The sequence below is a fragment of the Caecibacteroides pullorum genome (genome assembly GCF_019239235.1).
Lineage (GTDB): Bacteria > Bacteroidota > Bacteroidia > Bacteroidales > Bacteroidaceae > Bacteroides > Bacteroides pullorum.
Genome location: NZ_JAAZTS010000036.1, coordinates 1 through 22,242, shown reverse-complemented (window position 1 = coordinate 22,242; position 22,242 = coordinate 1). Strand labels below are relative to the sequence as shown.

General features: G+C 43.1%; 13 protein-coding genes. 3 read left to right on the top strand and 10 right to left on the bottom strand.

From position 1 onward, the window contains the following. Positions 1-141: 141 nt before the first annotated feature. The 9 genes from HF894_RS14270 to HF894_RS14230 all read right to left on the bottom strand — a co-directional run bounded on the left by HF894_RS14270 (position 142) and on the right by HF894_RS14230 (position 17,833). Positions 142-1,272, bottom strand: coding sequence for an Ig-like domain-containing protein (locus tag HF894_RS14270; protein WP_204973219.1), 1,131 nt, complete (start codon positions 1,270-1,272; stop codon positions 142-144). A gap of 33 nt (positions 1,273-1,305) precedes the next feature. Then, the gene (locus HF894_RS14265) at positions 1,306-3,666 is read right to left on the bottom strand and encodes a M60 family metallopeptidase (RefSeq protein WP_246593272.1); all 2,361 of its coding nucleotides are present in this window, start codon (positions 3,664-3,666) and stop codon (positions 1,306-1,308) included. 99 nt (positions 3,667-3,765) lie between these two features. After that, positions 3,766-5,799 carry a RagB/SusD family nutrient uptake outer membrane protein gene (locus HF894_RS14260; protein WP_204973207.1) on the bottom strand — a complete coding sequence of 678 codons (2,034 nt, stop codon included), beginning with the start codon at positions 5,797-5,799 and terminating at the stop codon, positions 3,766-3,768. A gap of 32 nt (positions 5,800-5,831) precedes the next feature. Then, positions 5,832-9,251 (bottom strand): TonB-dependent receptor, encoded by a 3,420-nt coding sequence (locus tag HF894_RS14255; protein ID WP_204973205.1) that lies wholly within the window; start codon positions 9,249-9,251, stop codon positions 5,832-5,834. A gap of 642 nt (positions 9,252-9,893) precedes the next feature. Further along, on the bottom strand, positions 9,894-11,432 hold the full coding sequence (locus HF894_RS14250) for an arylsulfatase (protein WP_204973225.1): 1,539 nt from the start codon (positions 11,430-11,432) through the stop codon (positions 9,894-9,896). Between the two features lie 10 nt (positions 11,433-11,442). Next, positions 11,443-13,596, bottom strand: a complete 2,154-nt coding sequence (locus HF894_RS14245) for a polysaccharide lyase 8 family protein (RefSeq protein WP_204973203.1) — start codon at positions 13,594-13,596, stop codon at positions 11,443-11,445. A 435-nt stretch (positions 13,597-14,031) separates the two neighbouring features. Beyond that, positions 14,032-14,301, bottom strand: a complete 270-nt coding sequence (locus tag HF894_RS14240; RefSeq protein WP_246593270.1) for a RagB/SusD family nutrient uptake outer membrane protein — start codon at positions 14,299-14,301, stop codon at positions 14,032-14,034. Between the two features lie 459 nt (positions 14,302-14,760). Then, the gene (locus HF894_RS14235; protein WP_204973201.1) at positions 14,761-16,665 is read right to left on the bottom strand and encodes an alpha-L-fucosidase; all 1,905 of its coding nucleotides are present in this window, start codon (positions 16,663-16,665) and stop codon (positions 14,761-14,763) included. A 25-nt stretch (positions 16,666-16,690) separates the two neighbouring features. After that, the gene (locus tag HF894_RS14230; protein WP_204973199.1) at positions 16,691-17,833 is read right to left on the bottom strand and encodes a Gfo/Idh/MocA family protein; all 1,143 of its coding nucleotides are present in this window, start codon (positions 17,831-17,833) and stop codon (positions 16,691-16,693) included. 149 nt (positions 17,834-17,982) lie between these two features. On the opposite strand from HF894_RS14230, the gene HF894_RS14225 reads away from it, so the two are divergent. After that, a complete protein-coding gene (locus HF894_RS14225; protein ID WP_204973197.1) occupies positions 17,983-18,564 on the top strand; it encodes an FKBP-type peptidyl-prolyl cis-trans isomerase in 582 nt (193 codons plus the stop codon). Positions 18,565-18,661: 97 nt separating this feature from the next. Here the strand turns inward: HF894_RS14225 and HF894_RS14220 are convergent, their stop codons facing one another. After that, the gene (locus HF894_RS14220; protein WP_204973221.1) at positions 18,662-19,942 is read right to left on the bottom strand and encodes an L-cysteine desulfidase family protein; all 1,281 of its coding nucleotides are present in this window, start codon (positions 19,940-19,942) and stop codon (positions 18,662-18,664) included. A gap of 151 nt (positions 19,943-20,093) precedes the next feature. Between HF894_RS14220 and HF894_RS14215 the strand changes: the two genes are divergently transcribed. Together HF894_RS14215 and HF894_RS14210 are read left to right on the top strand one after the other, a co-directional pair. Further along, positions 20,094-21,257: a PCMD domain-containing protein gene (locus HF894_RS14215; protein WP_021848439.1), complete on the top strand. Its 1,164-nt coding sequence runs from the start codon at positions 20,094-20,096 to the stop codon at positions 21,255-21,257. 49 nt (positions 21,258-21,306) lie between these two features. Further along, positions 21,307-22,083 carry a porin family protein gene (locus HF894_RS14210; protein WP_246593273.1) on the top strand — a complete coding sequence of 259 codons (777 nt, stop codon included), beginning with the start codon at positions 21,307-21,309 and terminating at the stop codon, positions 22,081-22,083. Positions 22,084-22,242: the final 159 nt, after the last annotated feature.

Sequence of the window (22,242 nt, the reverse complement as noted above, 5' to 3'; positions counted from 1 at the left end):
ATCTTTAGGCTTAAAGATACAAAATCTTTAGGTAATAACAAAGCCCCAGCTTGTGAAAGTCGGGGCTTTGTGCTAAACAAAGAAGGTGTGCTTTTTGACACACCTTCTTATCTATCCCTATTATATTATAAACAAATTATACTAATCCCGCTCATAGTCACGTCCTAAACGGAATTCTGCAACCTGAACAGTACTTCCGCTTGAAGTATCAATAGAAGTATATTCTACTTTCACATACCTATATTTAGCCAAAGGAATTTCATAATTCAAATTTTTAGTTCGCTCGGTTGTTATTTTGTCACCGATCTTTTCAAACGTAATTCCATCATTACTACCATAAAGTTGAACCTCTGGAATTCTCAGATAAGTGGACGAATTGGAACTTCTCCACCCCAAATAAAAATAATTAAATTCTATAATTTCCTGACAATCTACTACAAAATGTAAAACATGATCTGCAGGTGTGGTACATCCACTATAGGTTTTTCCAGGTTTTACCAATGACAAAAATGTACTAAGTTCCCCATCCAGTATATCTTCAGGTTTACCAGTAGAACCGTCTGGACAATATCCGTAGTCGACAGACGTTTTTACTGTCCATCCTTCCGACGAATATAACACATTACTTTCCACTGTCATCGGAACTGTAATAGAAAATCCCCCCTCATCAATGGCTGTAACTTTCACATTCACTATCCCCCCCCAAACACCGGTAAGTTTACCGTCTGTTGTAACAGTAGCAATACTCTCATCGTCTACACTATAAGTAAACGTCTTATAACTGGCATTTTCAGGTAAAGCAGAAAAATACGGAGCCAAGTCAATTGTCTGATGCATATAGATACTCTCTGGAAGTTCATCACTGACTATAATATTTTCCACTAGTACGACAGGAGCAGCTCCTTGCTTTACTAATAGCTCAACCTGATGCAAATCATCATATATCAAATAAGAAATAGCTGTTCTTTCCTCCGGTATTATCGAAGCAGCAATATCAAACACCAATTTCCCATCTTTTATATAACCCGAACACCATGTTTCTTCATTGATTACATACACAGCATTCGTATCCAGTTCCCCTGCCAATTCGTAATCAGCAGTAAGTTCTCCACCTTCATAACCTATACTGAGAGATTCTCCAGGTATTGTCACCCAATTATCAGGAACAATCACTTCTTTATCATCTTCGCAATGGATGAAAACTAATGAACACAAAATGAAAGACAGCCATGTACAGGCCTTGTTTAACGTATGATTCCAATTTATTTTCATATTCGTCTATTAATTAGATTTAAAATTCTTATTTCATTTAAAGTCTTGATAATTTGCATCAGTAATCAAGTAAACCTCAGTATGAGGCCTTTTATAATTGCAATCGTTAATTTCTTCAATCAATTGATTTATTTCCTCTTGGGTAATAATAAATTCCTTTGTTCCGTAATCATTAAGTTTGGTATCGACCGGACATAAAAAGCCCCACGCTTTAAAAAAATCAAGCATATTATAACCAGAAATACGGCATACTTGACGAACAAAATCCAATTGATTGGATCCCTGATTTTTACCGGTATCACTAGGACTTTCATGAGTACGGTAATACTCATACAAATCACGATAGAAATCTTTCATTCCCAAAGCATCAATAAAATAAAGCTTCAATTGCCAGAAAGGAACCAACTTTTCCGATACTTTGTTATAGCCATCATCCGAATATCCAATACAATGAGGCACATCATTATCCGGATCATCATCAATATTCTGTTTGACAATCAAGTCATAAGAACTTTGATACCAACCATCAGTCAATGCACGACACTCTATTCCCAACGTTTCTTCTACATGAAGAGCTGTCAGGTTATTAGTTACCTCAGTCAATCCAGACCATTTCATACCCGGACGTGTCTGATTACAATGCCCCACCTCATGAGCCGGTCCCCAAAAGCGCTGTTTCCATACAGAAATATCTGTAAACAGATTGGCATATCCATTGTCAGAATATACCGTACGATAGTCCGACGCATTAGGGCTGGCTGCCTTATAATCAATAGAACAATGCATGCGGTTATTGAAAATCCGAGCATATTTAACAAGTCCTATGAAATCTAATTCTGCATAAACCAAATTGTCCAGATTCTGAATAGATTCGGTAATCTTCGTATTATATTTCTTAAAGTCCTCTACTTTCCAAGTAAGATGCGAATAATGTCCCAGCACATCAATATCTTGATATTGTGCATTATTCAATATCCTTAACCAATCGTCTTCCGTATTTTTGGCAATATCGAAATAACCATTTACCTTACCACCTGCGAAGTGTAATGTAACAGTATTGTCTCGAATCACTTTATTTTGTGCATCTGTAGCTTCAACTATCGGTAGAGGAATATCATCATCCACATGATTCAGTACATAAATCAGTCCACCAACATCGGCTGTAACTTCATTGTACCCTTCATCCAATTCATATTCTCTAAAATTATTATACCCCCCGCTAACATCCTGAATCAGAATCGATATCTTCCGGCCTTGGGGTATTTTCCCTACAAACACAGGAATTGTCTCTCCCCACTTGGTAAAAATGCCCGTAGGATTATCTCTCAAACTGTATTTGTTGGTTTTATTTTTTGTTGCCATAATTACAGGATTCTGATAAGGACGATAATCACTCAACCGATAATCCATACTATATGTTCCATCCAACAAACCTTGAGCCGTCTCTTTCAAATATTTATTGGGAATCTGGTTGATTTGTTTTTGAGTTACCCCCTCCTTCAAAATGGTCCCTAACTGATCAGCAAAAATACTTGCAGGATCAAAGCGGTTCTCACTAGCTTGGAAGAACTCCATTTCTGCACAGCTTACTCTATCCTCATAGGACTTGGTAATTACAAAACGAACTTGTTTCACACCTACGATTCCTTCTGGAAATTTGATTGTAAAAGGAGTATGCACTCCGTTCCCACGGGCATATTCACCAACTTTTGCAAAATTCGGCTGATCTTCTGTAGAAACCTCTACCGAAAACTCATCAAAAGAGCCCCATTTATTTCCAGAATCAGTACGAGGAGTATAAACTATACTATTCAAAGTATGCCCCTGCTCCAAGGTATAAGTCAGATAAAATGGATAAGTAACAGCACCAAACTTTGAATTATAGTAGGTTTTCTTATTTCCATCGCATGACATAGCAATCGTCAACGGATTTCCATCACTATCTTTACTATCTTCTTCCTGAGAAGTAGCTTCGGCACTTGTTACTTTTATCAACACATCTGCCGAACTAGGCGCTTTAGCCTGAGTGACAGAAATACTGCATTGATGATTATCATCATAAGAGAGAATCAATGTAGTTGACCGTTCTCTTTCTACATATGAACGTTCACAAAGGACCTGTAATCTACCGTTTTGAGTCGTAACAGTCAACCAATCATCTTCTCCATTACTTAATGAAACTTGCAGCTCGGATTCATCAATACCGGTCACTAACTGGAAATTTCTAACATCCTGCCCACCTTCATAAGCAAATTCTATTTTATCTGTAGAAATTACAATCCAATTATCCGGTATCTGAACTCCGTCGGCCGCATCCTTACATGCAATTGTCAATAAAGGAAACAGTAAAGAAATTATCAGTAAGCTAATATATTTGACAATATCATTCATCATATTTATCATTGATATTAGATTAATTGAAAGAATAAATGTAATAGGGGGGCGCTTCCCGAAGAGGTATCCGCCCCCTCACTTCTCACAAATTAAATGCAATCAATCCCACAACGGGTTCTGAACCGTCAATTCACTCTTTTGCATCTCATTATAAGGTACCGGATAAAGTAACATTGCCTTTTTCCATGGATAACGGTCCACAACAATACGATTATAATAAGAGCCTTCACCGATTTTGTCACTGAATTTCACAGCCGTATTACCCAAGTTATTGAATGTTGTCACTGCAGGTTTACTGATATCCATTCCATAACGAATAATTTGTTTGTCTTCGTTATCTTTAATCCATTCACCAGTATATTCATTCTGAGACCAACCGGCACGCATCCATCTGTGCATGTCAAAGTAATAGTTTCCTTCACCCAACATTTCAATAATACGTTCACGATAGATTGCCTCTCGTTGTTGATCTTGATCACCAATAATGTTCTTTACCCCGTTGTCTGCCAATTCTCTATATCCAGGTATACCTGCACGTTCACGAACCAAATCAACATATTTAATAATATTCGGATCAGACGGGTCTATTTCATTGCAAACTTCTGCATAATAAAGATAAAAATCTGCCAAACGGAAATAAATCCATGGACGTCCCCAATCTTTCGGATTGGATCCTTCATTCATCAGAGTACGATTGTTGAATTTATAAAGTAAATATCCGGCACGAGCATGCATAGTCTGATCCTTATAAGCTGCTCCTCCTTTACTGAAATAGGCTCCCCAATCCGGATAACCACTCCGCTGAATATGCCAACTTTTTCCTTCATATGTTACATCCGCATAAAAACGGGGTTCACGACCAACATACATGTTAAATATATGCTTATCAACATGTTTCTCTTTAACCGTATTTGATAAAGTTGTACAAGGATTCTCTAAATCAGTAAAACCATTTTCATTATATGCCGGATCTTCATTAATATCCAATCCATTCTCCGTAAAGAACAAATCAATAATATTCTGATAAAAACCAACATTACCCATACCACCAGGAATATCTCCAGGAATAGTTCGAGCTTCCATCTTCAAAGTAACACCGTCATTGAAATCATTATTCCCATTTGCCCACAAAATTTCATCATTATAATATTGAAATAATTCATAAATAGAAGTGTGCGGATCACGATCTTTCGAATAATACAACCCCATACCATGAGCGTCTGCAAAAGCAAAAAGAGCCTCTAAATGTTTCTTAGCTGTTTGCCATTTACTAGCATCGTAATCGGGAAACAATCGTTTCCCATCCTTATTTGTCAAACTAAGAGCTTCAGTATATCCTCCATTGAACAAAGGAGAGGCTGCATAAACCCACAAGCGGGCCCTTAATGCCAAAGCGGCCGCTTTGGTAGGACGAAGAATTTCTCGCAAATTATACATACTATTATCATGCTCATAGTCCGCACCATCTCCCGTTTTAATCGTTTCAGGTAAAGCATCACTATAATCTCCACTTATTACACGTTCCAATAAACCGTCAATGTGTTGCACCATTTCATCAACAGAAGCACGTGCATAATCAACATTCTCATTTGGACCTGCTATCTCCGTAATAATCGGTGTAGGTCCATAAAATTCAAAAAGCAAGAAATAATTATAAGCTAACAAATAAATAACATCTGCCTTATAACGCCGCATTTCTTCAACGCTAATATAACCTGCTGCAGCCCCAGGTTCACCAATACTCTCCGGTGCATTTTCTAAAAATATCATGGCCTGACGAATTTGCTTATAGCAATTCCACCAACGATTATGAGTCGTACTACTCGGCGTAAAAGTATTTTGACCAAATTTCAACACATTAGGATGAGCACAAACTATTTCTCCAGAATAAATAGCCTGGGCATTCACCGTTCCATTGGAATTTTGTACATCCAATCCCATTTCCGAATAATTTGGACAAGTTTGATAAATTTCCCCATACCATTGAGTTAAATATTTAGCAGTAGAGAAGACTTCTTCCTTATCCAAATTTTGAGATAATTCCTTGGATACGTCCAAATAATCCGAGCAGGAGGTAAAAGTTCCAGCCATAGCAATAGCCGCTGTTGCACATATTGTTTTAATGAATTTCATATTATAAGCAGTTTTAGGTTGATTAATAAATATTAGAAGGTTACATCCAAACCAAAAGTGACAGTTGCATTAAGTGGGTATCTTGCACCACTATTTCCGATTTCAGGGTCCCACATCTTCACGTGATCCCAAACTGCCAGATTAGCACCTTGTACATAAATCCTCAAATTCTGCATTTTCCAACGCTGCACCAATTTTTTATCAAACTGATAACCTAGTTCCACATTCTTTAAACGTACAAAACTACCATCACGATACCACCACGTACTATTCAGCGTATTGTTAGCAAATTCATTGGTATGCAAGCGAGGATATAAAACGTTTGTGTTATTCGGATCGCTTGCCTTCCAATGATTGGCGGCTTCTACCCGTGCAGAAGATTGATCCACACCATTAGCAAAAGGTATAAAATAATCAGTGTTAGCTTTTAAATTAACAGAAGAATGCCCAACTCCCTGGAAGAAAACACCGGCATAAATGCCTTTATATTGAACATTCAAGCCAAATCCATATACAATTTGAGGGTCATTAGGATAGATTCCACTATAATATGTTTGGTCATTATCATTAATCACTCCATCTTTGTTCAAATCTTGATATTTAATATCACCAGGCTTAACATCTTGTGTATAAGCAGGTATACCATCCTTCAATTTGTAATCATAACTACCATCTGATTTCTTAGTAATAATAAAATCTTGATTTGTAAATAAACCATCAGCAACATAAATCTTATTAACCCCAATGGAAGTACCTGTTTGAGCCAGCCAAGGATAAACCTGTGGTATCTCATCTTTTTCAATAATTTTATTAACAGCATAAGTGATATTACCTCTGGCTGACAAAATCCAATCTTTACCAATATTATGCTTAATCACAATACTTCCATCAAATCCTTTATTCGTAGTAATACCAAAATTCTGCCAAGGGTTGTTGCGAAAACCAGTTGCAGTAGGTATAGTCACGCGTGAGATTAGGATATTCTCACGACGGTTGGTGAAATAATCAGCTGTGATATCCACACGGCCACGGAACAATCCCAAATCAATACCAAAATTAGCCTTTTTCTCAATTTCCCATGATAAATAAGGAGCCGCAAAAAGATTCTCATAAATACGACCTACATCATTCGTTGGTCCACCATTGGTACCTGGATTTAAACCGACATATTGACTTCCTGAGTCCGTCAACAATTCACGATATACAAAGCGAGCACTCCCTGTATTATCGTTACCTGTCAAACCATATGAAGCCCTTAACCGCAATTTACTTACAATATCCAACACATTATCCTTTTGCATAAACTTTTCAGCATGGACATTCCAAGCACCACCCACTGCCGGGAAAATACCCCAACGATTGCCAGGAGCAAAATTTTCGCTGCCAGTAGCACCAAAACTAGCCTCCAATACATAACGGCTATCATATGCATAAGTACCACGAAGTACAACATTCTGTTTACGATAAGGCAACAAACTTAAACCAGTAGTGACATCTTTGGCTCCTTGATATTGGGTTTCTTTTTGATTATAAACAAAAATTCCTGTTACATCATGTTTCTTCCCAAATGTACGTGCATAATTTAATTGAGCCTCAACATATATTTTCTTTGTACCTGAAGAAGCACTAAAACTTGCATCTCCCAATGGACTTCCTTCTGCCATCAAAACTTTCACCAATTCTCCATTTTCATCTCTTCCCGTCACATAATATTTATCTGGACTCATGGAGCGTTTCAAAGTAGAACTATAATCGGCATCAAAACTAACACTTCCTTGTATAGATAATCCCTTAGTAATAAAATCGAGTTGCTGTTTCAAAGTTGCTTTAGTCTGTAAAGCAGCCGACCATTTTTTAGAATAACCAGAATAATTCAACAAGTTATAGGGATTATAACGTCCGTCAGCATCTGTACTACATACAGCGGCTGTACCATCAGACCACAAAAAAGGCACCAAATGCGTAGGGAACAATACTATATGTTTAAAAATCTGGTCAGAAGAATTACCTGGATTATTTTGAGTACGGTATTGCCCACTCATATCAACTGAAAGTTTTGTGGTCTTTGTAATATCCATATCCACATTAGAACGTAAATTATAACGTTCCAAACCTATATTAGCATCATAATCATCTAAAGGATTAGATTTAAACATACCATTTTCTTTATAGTAAGCCGCTGAAACGAAAAATCTCGTCCGTTCGGACCCACCTCTCAGATTGACCGTATAACGTTGATTCTGAGTATTCTTTGCCAACAAATCGGTCCACTGAGAATTAGGATACAAATCACGGTCAACACCAGAACGATATTTTTCCAATTCTTCAGTACTGAAAGGAGCATTATTAGCAAGATAGGTATTCCAGTCAGGATTTCCAGCATCATTCCAGGAAGCTTCATTCCACATACTCAAATAATCCCATGAATCCATCAGTTCAGGCATACGAGTAGGAGTTGCTACTGTATATTGTGCGTTAAAAGAAATAACAGTTTTTTGGGCCCTGCCACGTTTAGTTGTTATCAGAACTACACCATTAGCGCCTTCTGAACCATAAACAGCTGTAGCAGCAGCATCTTTCAAGACTGTAAATGTTTCTATTTCATCCACATCAATATCATTCATGCTACGAGGTACACCATCGACCAATACCAAAGGACTGGTACCACCAGCATACGAACTTTGGCCACGAATCCAAAAATCTGCATCATCATTACCAGGCTCGCCCGACCGTTGAATAGCAATCACACCTGCAATCTGTCCAGCCAATGTATTAGAAAGACTACGGGATGGTATCACTATTTCGGCCGGTTTGATTGTATTAACAGAAGAAACCACGCTTTCTTTCTTTTGAGAACCATAACCCACAATTACGACCTCATCCATATTCACATTAGATTCGACTAAGGTAACATTAATAACATTCCCTTTTTTAACTTTTTGCTCTACACTATTATAACCTATATAACGGAATTCCAACACGGCCCCTTCATTGGTTGTGATGGCATATTTGCCATCTATATCCGTCAAAACGCCCTGTACAGTACCTTTTATCGTCACAGTAGCACCAATAATAGGTTCGCCATTTTCGTCAGTAACCACACCCGAAACATTTTTGGTCGCACCAGCTTTAGCAACTTGATAAGTTTTTGGCGACAGTACAATCTGTTTTCCCGAAAAGTTATAAGCAACATTGGTCGGTTCCAGCATTCGACGAATAGCCAGCCTGATTTCTTCATCATTGGCAGACAAACTTACTTTCTGACTAATATCAATATTCGTCACATCGTATGAAAAGACATAATCAGAGGCCTGCTCAATCTTTTTAATCGCCTCTTCCAAAGATACATCTTTTAAAGTAACACTGATTTTTTCCGTTCCACTCTGTGCAAATGAGTTCACGGACAATAAACAAACAGCAACTAATAAATAAAAAAATTTTTTAAGTCCCATAAGTTATTAGATTTTAAAACAACATTTGAAATAAGTCATTTTTATTATGCATCCTTTAATTTTCAATCATCCATCCATACGCAATTAGAAATTTTAAATTTGAAATAAATTTATAAATACATTCATCGCCCCCAACAATAGTCTCTTCGACATTCACACAGTCCCCCATAACATTATTCTTCCTTTCATCATTTTTAATTAATTATAACCCGAGCGCAAAACTAATAATACGCATAATCCCTGAGTTACTTTATTTAATATTCGTTTTACTCAAATCAACAAATTATTCAAAAACGTACTATACCAAGACACATTTGCTTAAAAACTGCCCAGTTTATAAGCCAAATCGGCCATTAGAGATTTTCATAAACAAACCGTAAGCAAACGATTGCTTTTTGAAGAATCCTTTAGCAGATTGCTTATTTTTGCTACAAATAGACTATATCTCTGACAAAAGAAAGGCTTAATTTTTTAATGATTGATTGGGGGGATAAAGAGATTTGGCGGTATTTCATCGAGTGTATTTAGCCTATCAAACAAAACAAATGGGCATCCGAACATACTCAATAACAGATCTATCCAAAAACAAAAAGCCGCTGAAAAGGACAAACCCTTTCAGCGGCTTCAATTAAAAAAGTTCGATTAGATTCCTGTGTCTACCGGATTCTTGTCCGGAAACAACGGACTATAGAGCACCGTACGCTTTAACACCTGAAGCCGTCCGTCCTTCACAAACTCTTCTCCCCGTTCGGATAGATGACGGACCATAGCCGCACGAAGTTCCTCCAGCTGGACACCGTAACGTTTGTCACCTACCACATTTTTTAACTCATGCGGGTCTTTTTCAAGATCAAACAATTCTTCCGTACCCGTATGGAAACGCCAAATGTACTTGATTTTTCCATCGGTCAAAGCACACCAATAGTTATCGGGGCTATAGCAAGTAGCATGTTCCGTGTCAATATACTTACGCCACCGTTCTTTACTTCCGTCCATCAAACGGACCAAAGACTGACCGTCCATTTCGGCTGGCACTTTTCCTCCAGCCATTTCAAGAAAAGTAGGGAGCACGTCACGAAGTTCTACCGGTGCATCTACCTTTCCACCTTTCGGGAAACCACAAGACGAAGGCCATTTCACTATATAGGGTACGTGTACCGATCCTTCATAGGGATAGGTCTTACGCCAATGATAGTGATCGCCCAGCATATCACCGTGATCGGAGATGTAACATATCAAAGCATTATTGTACATGCCCTCCTCTTTCAATGCCTGCACAATCTTGCCAATCTCTTCATCAATAAAAGTCACGTTTGCATAATAATAGCGACGGGAATTCTTGGCGTATTCATCCCCGAAATTTCCATAAGCCGCATCCGAAGGCGCATCTGAAACATTCTTCAAGACAGCATAATCCTTGTCCTTGCACCATTCCCCTACACAAGGAGCCGGTACATCCTTGTCCTTATACATATCAGCAAACCGTTGGGGCGGATCATAAGGGCTGTGTGGACGGGCAAAAGAAACCTTCAGGAACAAAGGTTGTCCGCTTCCATGTTTATAGTTGTGTATCATTTCCTGCGCCATCTCGCCAGTCCATGCCGTAGGATGCAGTTCTTCAGGAAGTCGATAGGTAGCTGCTCCATGATCGTTCCAACCTATATGAGTGGAATCTGGATTCAGTCCGGGTGCCTGCATCTGGAACCACAGACGATAATCACTGATAAAGTCGTCGGTCTCCACCCGACCGCTTTCATCAACCAACGTACCATGGAAACCATGCAAGGCTTTCTGCGGGAACCAATGCATCTTGCCAATACCGAATGTATAATAATCCAAATCACGCAACATCTGCGGCATCTCATAACGATACCGACTTCCTACCCTACCATATCCCAGCATGCCATGATGCCAAGGCGACAATCCAGTCAGCAGACCCGAACGGGCTGGAGTACTACTCGGTGTAGACGAATAGCCATTCAGAAAAAGAGTTCCGTCATCGGCCAAAGCGTCCAGGTTGGGAGTGATTACAGAAGAATTGCCCATGCAATGCATCGCATCTCCCCGATGCTGATCGGATACAATGAGGATAATATGTGGTTTCTGTTGTGCCGCCAGATAAACCGGTACCAAGCTAGCACCAGTGGCTACCGCACAGACTGTACCAAACCATTTATTCATCTCCATAGACTTAATATTTTAAAGTAAACGAGTGGGTAGCCCCTGCAAAAATAGGATTGTCTGATGGACGGAAATCAATGGTCTGCTCTCCACCTTTCGAACCGGAAATACGTACTTTAACCTGGATAGGCTGTCCAGTCTGACCGGGATCGGCGACATGAACCACCGGACGCCGGCTGTCTACCTTCTTTACCATCAAAGCACAAGGTTTATCTACACGAACGGATAACTTACCATATTTAAATTCCCCCGGACGATAGAATACCATCTGCCAAACATCCAATTTCTTATGACAGACAACCTGTATATCAGCCGTATTACTCAAAATCTCGATAGCATTGTTTTTACAATATTTCTCCATCTCGGAAGCTGTACGCTTGCCAGGCACTACCACATAGGCATAAGTAGCATTTTCAGGCTGGCGGCCATGATCGAGACTTACTGTAAATACCTTCTCCTCCACCGGTTCCTTACGGTTCACGCTGTTGTTGATGTCATACCAAGTACCGCTCTGTTGCTGTGCGCCTGCCACTACACGACCTCCTTGAGGGAACAGATAACCAATGCCGTCGTGCAAAACCCAATCGGCATTCTCATAAACGGTTTCTTGGGCAGGAAGTACTTCCTGCTTACCATCAACAGAAACCACTGCTTCATCAGAAGCAGCCAGACACTGATTAACCGACGTATAGACAGCCTCGGAAGAAGTAGAATGAATATCCGAGCCTAAACAAACCACTTCGTCGTCAAAAAAGAACCAAGCTTTATGAGCTCCGGTATTGATATCTTTGTATGTATCCATATACGCATAGGTCGTAACGCCATAAAGACTGTCAGACACGCCACCAGCAAAAGTGGAAGTACCCATACACTGCCAATCGCTTGCTGCTAAGGGAATTTCCTTGAGCTGAGGAGCTGTCACACCAGGAATACGGGTCCAGTTCCAGACAGGGAAGATATTGAAATATTCACCTCCACGGGTCGTAATATTCGTACATCCGTCCGACAGGAAATAGGTTTTCAAATTTTCTCCATTACCATACTCACAGCGGGCTGTACGGGCCGATACCAAACGTACGTCAAATGCATACTGCGGACGGACATGCAAAGTATAGTCACCGCGGAAATAATGGGTATGCTTCGGCTGCAGACCATCACCCGGTGCTTTCGTTCCTTCCATACGTGCCACAATATCACGGAACCCGTCGGCATGTTCCTTGTCCAATTCCACCATACGCTTGGCAAACAGAATAGTACGTGATTTGTCCAGAATATCCGGACGGCTGATACTGCGTCCCAGTACGTCATACGACATATACTTGCCACGCATGACTGCATAATACGTTTCACGCATAAACTTGCTGATCAGCTCCAATTTATCCTGTGGCATGGCAAACCGAGTACCTCGAGTATACATGGCAACCTGCGTCACCCCTTTCAGGATCTCGTCACCGTATCCGCCAATGTATAACTGCTGTCCGTGCTGGAAGTTGCTGTTGTCATGCTGAAATCCTTCTTTCGTAGTATAAACGACCGGATTGTACACATTCTCCAACGCATAGGCTAAATCCTCTGCATTCCGTTGCAAACAGGAACGATAAATCCAATGCAGGGCAATATCCGTACGATTGGCACCGGTCCATTTAGCCGGATCACCACCGTCTTCCCGTACACGGTCCAATATTTTCTTTTCCAAATCAGCCGGCAATTGTTTTTTACCGGTACGCATCTGAATAAGCAATACGCCTAACTTCTGAGGTTCGGAAATCTGATTATACCACCAATTATGACACCACGGATTACGCTCATGCCAGAACTCCAATCCTTTCACAATCTTATCATACAAAGCTTCCTCGCCAAAATGTTTGTTCTTCGGATTGGTATAAGCAAACACAAAATCGCTGATACGCTCTACATGAACCAATGGAGGCCAATTGGTACGCTGTATACTGGCATAATCTACATCGGTAAACGAACCGTCCTGTTCATTATACTTAGCCAATGCCTCGTCAATGGCGGGATTGGCCACAAAGTCCTGACGGATCTTTTGCATCAACGTTTCAAACTCGTCACCCGACTGTAAACCATTTTGTGCCTGAGCCGGAATCCCTAAGCCAATCACCATCCCAAGGACAACCAGCCATAGTCTTAAATTTATTCTCATATCACTCTAAAATATTTCTCCGTTCAAAAATACTAATATTCTATCTAAAGTCAAAAATCCATCGAACAGAAAATAAATACAGATGCCTATTTAAGATCTCTAAAGTTCAACTTTAGCTCGCTAACTATCTACTTTACGAAGCTAACTATGGACTTTAGACAAGCTAAACATAAATATTCTTCTGCCGATGGAACAGTTTTTTCGTTCAAAAAGTTTCACGCTTTCACAACGTTCCATAAAACATTTATTTATAGGAGAATAAAGTGAAAGCAATACCCCAAAAAGGAAGGTTTCACTACTTTCACATGCCTTCACAACAATGTTTCACAGAAAACAAAGGACAGTAAATAAAAATGGGGCCATACTATCAAATACATCATAGTACGACCCCATTCATTTCGCTTTTTCTATAGAGATTTGGATTACATCATATTATTATTCCCATCCAGGATTTTGTCCTAAAGCAGGATTAGCAGCAATTGCCGATGAAGGTATCGGACGCAGATAATCCTTAGCAGGGTCAAACGAACGACGTTCTACTGCATAATTCGTTCCACCATAGGCGTCTATATATTGTTTACCATCTTCTGCTACATATACATAGATAGGATTACTTCCTGCATTAGGAGCACCGGCCTTTGTAATATCTATTTTTTGTTCTCCAGTTGTCCTCCTTTGTTCAAGTCCCCCAAAACCGTGTTTCAAGTTTAATTTAACATCGCAAATCTAAAAAGAAGCTAACAAAGGGGTTTACTCTTTTTGCTTTTTCTTTTACTCTTTTTCAACAATATACATAAACTATTATAAATCAATAAAATACAATAAATAAAAACATAAAGGAAGTAATAAGAGATAAACAAATAAGGTAAAATAAGACTGCGATTTCAGCTACAAAAAAGAGAAGAGGGACAAATAAAAACCAATAGAAAAGCGGCCTTGAAAACAAACATCAGGAAGGAGTTTCCGAAAGGACAAGGAAGTATAATATTATGATAAGAAAAAAAGAAAGCACTTCGTGAAATCATGACGAAGTGCTTCGTGAGGGTTTGACACAGTGCTTTATGAAGGTGTCACACAGTGCTTCGTGAAGACCTGACGAAGCACTGCATGAAAGGGCCAGAAAGCACTGTATGAGAAAGGCTGAAAGCCGATATACAATCTTGATCAGCGTACGGCTATCTCTGCAAAGCCCATCGGCTCATCTTCCGTGACCATACGGCCAGCTTTCAGATACAGATAGCGTGCCTTGACGGGCGTGAAGTAGACAGACTGCATCACAGGATTGTTACGGATATTGGAAAACTCACCTGCTTTGACCATCGTAACATTCTTTCTATCGGCATCGGCTACAGACAATTCATAATGTGAAACCAAGCCTTTGTTCGGTTCACCCTGGTCGGGCAAGAAGTGGAAGGAAGAAACAAAACGTTCACTCCCCAAGTCTATAGTCAGCAAATCACCGTCGACAAAACAAGTGGTCTTCTCGTCACGGTCGGAAGCAAAGGCCGCCTCTTCCGGCTTCACACCGGAAAGGGTGAAAGGAAGGCTTTGCATCTGAGTGGTCGGTATTGCTTCAAAAAGTTGGTCAGCATTCTCACCGGCATCATACACTCCAATGTTGTTGATGCACAGCGGCCCACGCGCATCGGTAATACGGATGCGGATACCGTCGGAAACAACGGAAGAAAAACGCAACAGGCGCTTGTAACCAATAGTTGTGGTTTCTTCATTCAGGACAACAGGCTGCCAGTCACCCGAAGCGTCACGATATTCCACAGTAAAAGCTTTCACACGCTGGCCCAAAGGAATATATTCCTGCAACAGCATACGGTTCATCCTCGTCGGTGAGGAGAAAGAGAACGTAATGTCGCCCGTCGTCACACTATCGGCCGTAGCCCAATAGGTGTCATAATCGTCATCCGTCAAGGCTGAAGCCACATGATCGCCACCGCGCTCATCGCTTACCTGAGGAACAATTCCAGCTACCAGATTTGTTTCCAGTTCCTTCTGTATCATCTGATGGAAACGAACAGCATTGGCCGAGTCGACCGGATGTATCAATCCATCCCTGTCCACCGGGAAATTCAGCAACAGCGTTGCATTATGTCCCACACTGCGATAATAGAGATCAACCAACTGTTCGGGAGTCTTTACAAGGCTGTCTTGTTCGGGATGATAGAACCAACCCGGACGGATGGAGACATCGCATTCGGCTGCCACCCACTGGTTGCCATCTGCATGACCATACTGAAGCTGGTAACTCTTGTCGTAACCGGGATATACTTCACCCTTACGGAGGAAAGACCAGTTGGTGGCACCGGCAAAACCCTTTTCGTTGCCCACCCACCGGCAACCGGGACCGCCGTCGGAGAAGACGACTGCCTGCGGCTGTATACTGTCCAGCATCTCGTAAATGCGAGGATAATTGTAGTAATTACGACGGTCGATGGTACGCGTCTCCTTAGCTCCGCCATACCATCCGTCTCCACCATTGGCTCCATCGAACCAAACTTCGAACACTTCACCATAATTGGTCAACAAATCACGCAGCTGAGCATAAAAATAGTCCAGATACGCAGGCGTTCCGTAATTGGCCTGATGACGATCCCAGGGCGACAGATAAACAGCAAACTTCAATCCATATTTCTTGCAAGCTTCAGACAATTCGCGCACGACGTCTCCTTTACCATCTTTATAAGGACTGTTTGCCACACTGTAGTCGGTGCCGGCAAACGGCCAAAGGCAAAATCCATCGTGATGCTTGGCCGTAAGAATGACTCCTTTCATTCCTGCTGCCACCAAAGTTTTGGCCCACTGTTCGCAATCCAGACGAGAAGGATTGAACACCTCCGCCGGTGTGTCACCATATCCCCATTCACGGTCGTTGAACGTATTCAGACCAAAGTGGATAAAAGCATAGGTTTCCATCTTCTGCCATTCCACCTGCTTAGGCTCAGGAATAGGAAGAATAGGATCGGGAGCCTTGACATGCGTGGAAGAACACGCCGACATCACAACTGATAAAGATGCGGAAAGCCATAAGGCTGATAGAAGTTTGTTGTTTTTCATAAAACAAGCATTTATAGGTTAATAATCAATCGTTTTCATCTAAAACGAGCGTCCGCCTACCAGCAATGGACATTTTAGACCACGGAGTAACCGAAGTCCAAAGCGCAAGGTCGGCAATACCGGCAGGATAGGACTCCCCACCCCGAAGATCTTCCTCCAGAGCTTTCAGCATCACATAGTCCATACCGCGATGATGGGTATCCACTTCGAGCGCTTCCCGCCCCCATTGTTTCCAGTAAGAATGCTCATAGCGGTCGATATAAGCATCGTCCGGTTCCCAAGATTCATCAGGACTGGTTCCTTCCACATAAATCATCCGCCGGTCACCATTCCAGATGCCACGCGTACCCTGTATCTCAAAGTCGAGGCTACGAGGACGGGGTAAGGTCGTATCATGCGTCAGCGAAATCAGTACTCCCCGTTCCGTTTCCAACTGAGTAACGACTACATCGCCCAACGTTATCTTCACATCGGAATTGCCTCCCAAATCACGAATACGCTGCATCAAACCGGCTGGCTTAGAAGCAAAAGAAGTCACATACTTGAAACGGTCGGTACGTCCGATACCGGCAATCAAACACAGCGGTGCCAAGCCATGTGTAGGATAAAGATCACCATTTTCTTCCTGATAAAACTGACTCCGCCAGACGCTTTCCGTTTTGTCACGGTTCCCCAACGTCCCGTCATCATCCAACAACATACGGCGCAGGTCATGACGATACCCACCACGCATATAGACTATCTCGCCCAATACACCAGCACGAACCAGATTATAAATGGACAGATTCTCACGCATGAAAAGCGTATTTTCCAACGGATAGACTCTACGGCCCGTACGTTCGGCCAATTCGATCAGCGGCTTGTACTCATCCAGATACAATCCGCCCTTTATCTCCAAAGCAACATCAGCTCCATGCTCCACGCAATGGATGGCATGCTGCACATGACACTGCCAGGGAGAAGCTACAAATACCAAAGCAGGCTTCTGTTCCTCCAGCATATTCAGATAGTCACTGTCTCCCCTATTATAACAAGCCACATCGGTCATACCCACATCCGACACACCGGGATCAGCAAAAGCCTCCAGGCGGAAAGCAGGAATATGACGTAACAGGCGGAGCAGCTGCATCCCCCTATACCCCATGCCTATGAATGCCGTCTTTATCATATCTTCGTTATCCGTTCATATCTTTTCCGCGTCAATACAGGAAAAGTGTGTCAAAGATAAGAAGTTTTTGCAACATACACCAAAAGATTTGTATCTTTGCCCGAGCCAAAAACAAGATTATTCACTTAAAACAAGATTTTATAAAGAATATGGAAACAAACAAGTACATTACTGTAGCTTACAAGCTATATGCCATCGAAGACGGAGAGCGCGATTTCACAGAAGAAGCCACCACAGAACATCCATTTCAGTTCATTTCTGGGCTGGGACTGACCCTTGAAGCTTTCGAAAACCAGCTGAAAGACTTGAATGCCGGCGATAAATTCGACTTCACCATCGCTTGTACCGAAGCTTATGGAGAATATGACGAAGACCATGTCATCGATTTACCCAAGGATATCTTCCTTATTGACGGAAAATTCGACGAAACACGTATTAAAGAAGGTGCCATTGTCCCCCTGATGACCGCCGAAGGCCAGCATATCAACGGAAGCGTTGTAGAAGTGAAAGACGATGTAGTAGTGATGGACATGAACCATCCTCTAGCCGGATGCGACCTGAATTTTGTGGGGGAAGTTGTAACCAACCGTCCGGCAACCAACGAAGAACTCGCAGAAATGGCCCGTATGATGAGCGGTGGTTGCGGATGTAGTTGCGACAGCTGCGGAGGCGGATGTGGCGATCACGATTGTGGCGACGACTGCGGATGCGAAGGCGGATGCTGCCACTAAACAATGAAGAACTGAAAATGAAGAATGAAGAATTCCGGAGTGTCCCTTTGTTTTGAATACACAAATAGGAAATTCTTCATTCTTCATTTTTAATTCTTCATTTATTTGTCATGATATCCAGCACCAGTTTGTCTGTTTCATTCATGCCCTGCGATCCAATTCTAGTCAGATTGCGGATACTTTGATCTACATCTTGATCGATAATACCCTCCACAGAAGTAACACATCGATTTTCCATTGCCATGATAGCAGAGAGCACTGCGGTAGATACACCCGTAGTCACTTTCAAGGCACAACTGGGCTTTGCTCCGTCGCAAATCATGCCCGTCAGATTGGCTATCATGTTTTGTACTGCATAAGTGATTTGCTCATATGTACCTCCCATCAACCAGGTAATGCCACAACTAGACCCCGTAGCAGCTACCACACAACCACACAAGGCAGACAAGCGTCCCAAACTCTCCTTGATATAAATAACTGTCAGATGACTCAGCATCAGAGCACGAATCAACTCTTCTTCCGACTTCCCGTTCTCTTCGGCAAAGACCACAACGGGAAGCGTGGCCGATATGCCCTGGTTACCGCTGCCCGAATTGCTCATCACCGGTATCATGGCACCGGCCATACGCGCGTCGCAGGCACCGGACGTATAGGAAAGAATGTGCGAAAAGACACTGTCGCCCATCACCTTGTGTTCGTAGGTACCGCGGAGCATCTTGCCCAGACCGTGGCCGTAGTCACCTTCAAAGGAACGTTCGGCGGCAGCCTTGTTCAGGCGGGCCGTATCGAGAATGAAGCGGATCTCATCCAAGGGCGCCGTCGTGGCAAAGTCGTAGACCTTGCGCAACGTCAGGTCGGGTACCGGCATCTCCTCTTCTTCGCCGGAAGCCGTCTGCTTGTCGAGCAGCACTTCGCCGTCGCGGGCCACGTAGACAAACGACGTATGCCCTCCGGCAATGATGGCCGTGGCTACATGCCCACCGGCTTCGCAACACACCTCTATATATAGTTTCTCCGTAATGTCCGGCTTGAGGGCAATGGAGATGCGCTTTTCCCCGATGAAACGCTTGCCGGCCTCCACGGCTTCGGGTGTACTGTCCTTCAACACTTCCAACTGATATGCCGACTTGCCGACCAGGGCACCCAAGGCAATGGCAATGGGCAAACCGATCATCCCCGTCCCGGGAATGCCGACACCCATGGCGTTCTTCAGGATATTGGCACTGAGCCACACACTGATTTTCTCGGGCTTCATGCCCAGCGTTTCGGTAGCCCGCGCCACACACAAGGCCACGGCAATGGGCTCCGTACAGCCGATGGCCGGAACCACCTCGCGCTTTACCAGCGCTATAATCTGTTGTCTTTCTGCTTCGTTTATCATTCTGTCAGTTGATTTAAGTTCCTGCAAAGGTAGGAAAAAGGTTTTATCAATCAAATAGTCAGCACGGGGAATTTAATGTGCCGTAAATGACAGAATTTCAAAAAAGAAACGTAACTTTGCCTGCTCATTCATTTATGATATTATTTTTATGAAAGTCAAACAGTTATTACCTTGCTTCCTGCTGACAGCCTCGCTGTGCTCCTGCATACAGGACGAAGCGCTGAATGTGGAAGCGGCCATCGATGCCTGCACGGGAACTGATGTACAGTTTACCAACGCTATCAACAACAACAGGGGATTCAACATCTATGTCAACAAAGGGGCCGACCTGTCCAGACAGACGCTGACATTCACCATTCCCCAAGGGGCTACCATCGAACTCTCCAATCCGACGGAAGGCGACAGCGATTTCACTCCGAACGCAGACGGCACTTATACGGCTGTCATCAATTTCGGCAACGACAACCACACCCGTCACCTGACAGTCACTTCGGAAGACAAATCCAACCGTGTGGACTACCAGATCTGCGTCATCCTGATGGAACTGCCCACCCGCTACCACTTCGAACGCCTGCAGAACAGCAACGAGCCATACCACATCCTGCTGGAAGAAGAACCGATCAGCCCGGACGGCCTGCTGCGCACCCTGCAATGGTGCAGCGGAAATCCGGGTTATGAACTGACCAAGATGGCCTCTACTCCTCAGGGATATCCGACGGTGCAGGCCGACGAAGGCTATGTAGGCAAATGTGTAAAGCTGGAGACACGCAACACCGGCAGCTTCGGTGCCATGGTGGGCATGCACATTGCCGCCGGAAACCTGTTTACCGGTTCGTTTGACCTGAGCAACGCCCTGAACAATGCCCCTGCAGCCACCCACTTCGGCGTACAGTTCTACAAAACACCGTCACGGCTGAAAGGATATTATAAATTCAAACGGGGAGAGGTCTATACCGAAGACGGTGAAACAGTAAACGGCAAGCAGGACTCGTTCGACATCTATGCCATCCTGTATGAAGCCGAAGACAATGCCTTCATGCTCGACGGAAGCAACGCCCTGACCGACCCAAGCATCGTACTGATGGCCCGCATCGACCAGGCAGACGCCGTGGAAACCGATACCTGGAGAGCTTTTGACCTTCCCTTCGAAGGCCGGAACGGAAAGAGCATCAATGCACAGAAGCTGGCAGACGGCAAGTACAAGCTGGGCATCGTGTTCTCGTCGAGCATCGGCGGCGCCTACTTCAAAGGCTCTGTAGGAAGTACACTCTATGTAGACGAAGTGGAACTGATTTGTGAAGAAGACCTATAAACAACTTGATCTGTAAAAAAAGAATATGATGAACAAAAAACTGACCCATATGGCAGCCCTGGCTCTCGTCCTGCTGCTGACAGGCACGAAGCTCTATGCACAGGAAGACAGAAACCAAGGCATCATCCAGTCCTATCTGCACGGATGGGAATATGCACTGAAAGCCGGATTCAGCATCGGAGGCACTTCGCCCCTGCCGCTTCCACAAGAAATCAGGACCATCAACGGCTATACGCCCGGAGGAGTGGCCATCTCCATCGAAGGAAACACCACTAAATGGTTCGACCCCAAGAAGACATGGGGTATCACCTTCGGCGTGCGGCTGGAAAGCAAGAAGATGACAACCGATGCCGGTGTGAAAAACTATCACATGGAAATTATCAACGCCGAAAACGGGAAACCTCTTGCCGGCCTCTGGACCGGAAACGTAAAGACCAAGGTGAACAACTCCTATCTGACCGTGCCCGTACTGGCCAACTACAAGATAAGCAGCCGCTGGAAACTGGTGGCCGGTCCCTATTTCTCGTACATGATGGACGGAAACTTCAACGGACACGTCTACGAAGGACATCTGCGTACACCCGACGCTACGGGACAGCGCGTTGACTTTGCCGGGGAAAGCATTGCCACCTACGACTTCTCCAATGACCTGCGCAAATTCCAATGGGGCGTACAGGTGGGCGGTGAATGGCGCGCCTTCAAGCATCTGAATGTCTATGCCGACCTGACCTGGGGGCTGAACGACATCTTCCAGAAAGACTTCCAGACCATCACCTTCGCCATGTATCCCATTTATCTGAACGTAGGGTTCGGCTATTCATTCTGAGCCGAATCCCTGCGTCAGCAGACCGCTCCGGATTTCATCGCATAAAAATAAAAAAGAAGGTGTGTCAAAAAGCACACCTTCTTTGTTTAGCACAAAGCCCCGACTTTCACAAGCTGGGGCTTTGTTATTACCTAAAGATTTTGTATCTTTAAGCCTAAA

What these genes read in the sequence shown, in the direction of transcription:
- HF894_RS14260 (WP_204973207.1), bottom strand. Translation starts at nt 5,799, where the DNA reads ATGAAATTCATTAAAACAATATGTGCAACAGCGGCTATTGCTATGGCT.
- HF894_RS14225 (WP_204973197.1), top strand. Translation starts at nt 17,983, where the DNA reads ATGGAAACAAACAAGTACATTACTGTAGCTTACAAGCTATATGCCATC.
- HF894_RS14255 (WP_204973205.1), bottom strand. Translation starts at nt 9,251, where the DNA reads ATGGGACTTAAAAAATTTTTTTATTTATTAGTTGCTGTTTGTTTATTG.
- HF894_RS14265 (WP_246593272.1), bottom strand. Translation starts at nt 3,666, where the DNA reads ATGATGAATGATATTGTCAAATATATTAGCTTACTGATAATTTCTTTA.
- HF894_RS14250 (WP_204973225.1), bottom strand. Translation starts at nt 11,432, where the DNA reads ATGAATAAATGGTTTGGTACAGTCTGTGCGGTAGCCACTGGTGCTAGC.
- HF894_RS14210 (WP_246593273.1), top strand. Translation starts at nt 21,307, where the DNA reads ATGGCAGCCCTGGCTCTCGTCCTGCTGCTGACAGGCACGAAGCTCTAT.
- HF894_RS14270 (WP_204973219.1), bottom strand. Translation starts at nt 1,272, where the DNA reads ATGAAAATAAATTGGAATCATACGTTAAACAAGGCCTGTACATGGCTG.
- HF894_RS14235 (WP_204973201.1), bottom strand. Translation starts at nt 16,665, where the DNA reads ATGAAAAACAACAAACTTCTATCAGCCTTATGGCTTTCCGCATCTTTA.
- HF894_RS14245 (WP_204973203.1), bottom strand. Translation starts at nt 13,596, where the DNA reads ATGAGAATAAATTTAAGACTATGGCTGGTTGTCCTTGGGATGGTGATT.
- HF894_RS14230 (WP_204973199.1), bottom strand. Translation starts at nt 17,833, where the DNA reads ATGATAAAGACGGCATTCATAGGCATGGGGTATAGGGGGATGCAGCTG.
- HF894_RS14215 (WP_021848439.1), top strand. Translation starts at nt 20,094, where the DNA reads ATGAAAGTCAAACAGTTATTACCTTGCTTCCTGCTGACAGCCTCGCTG.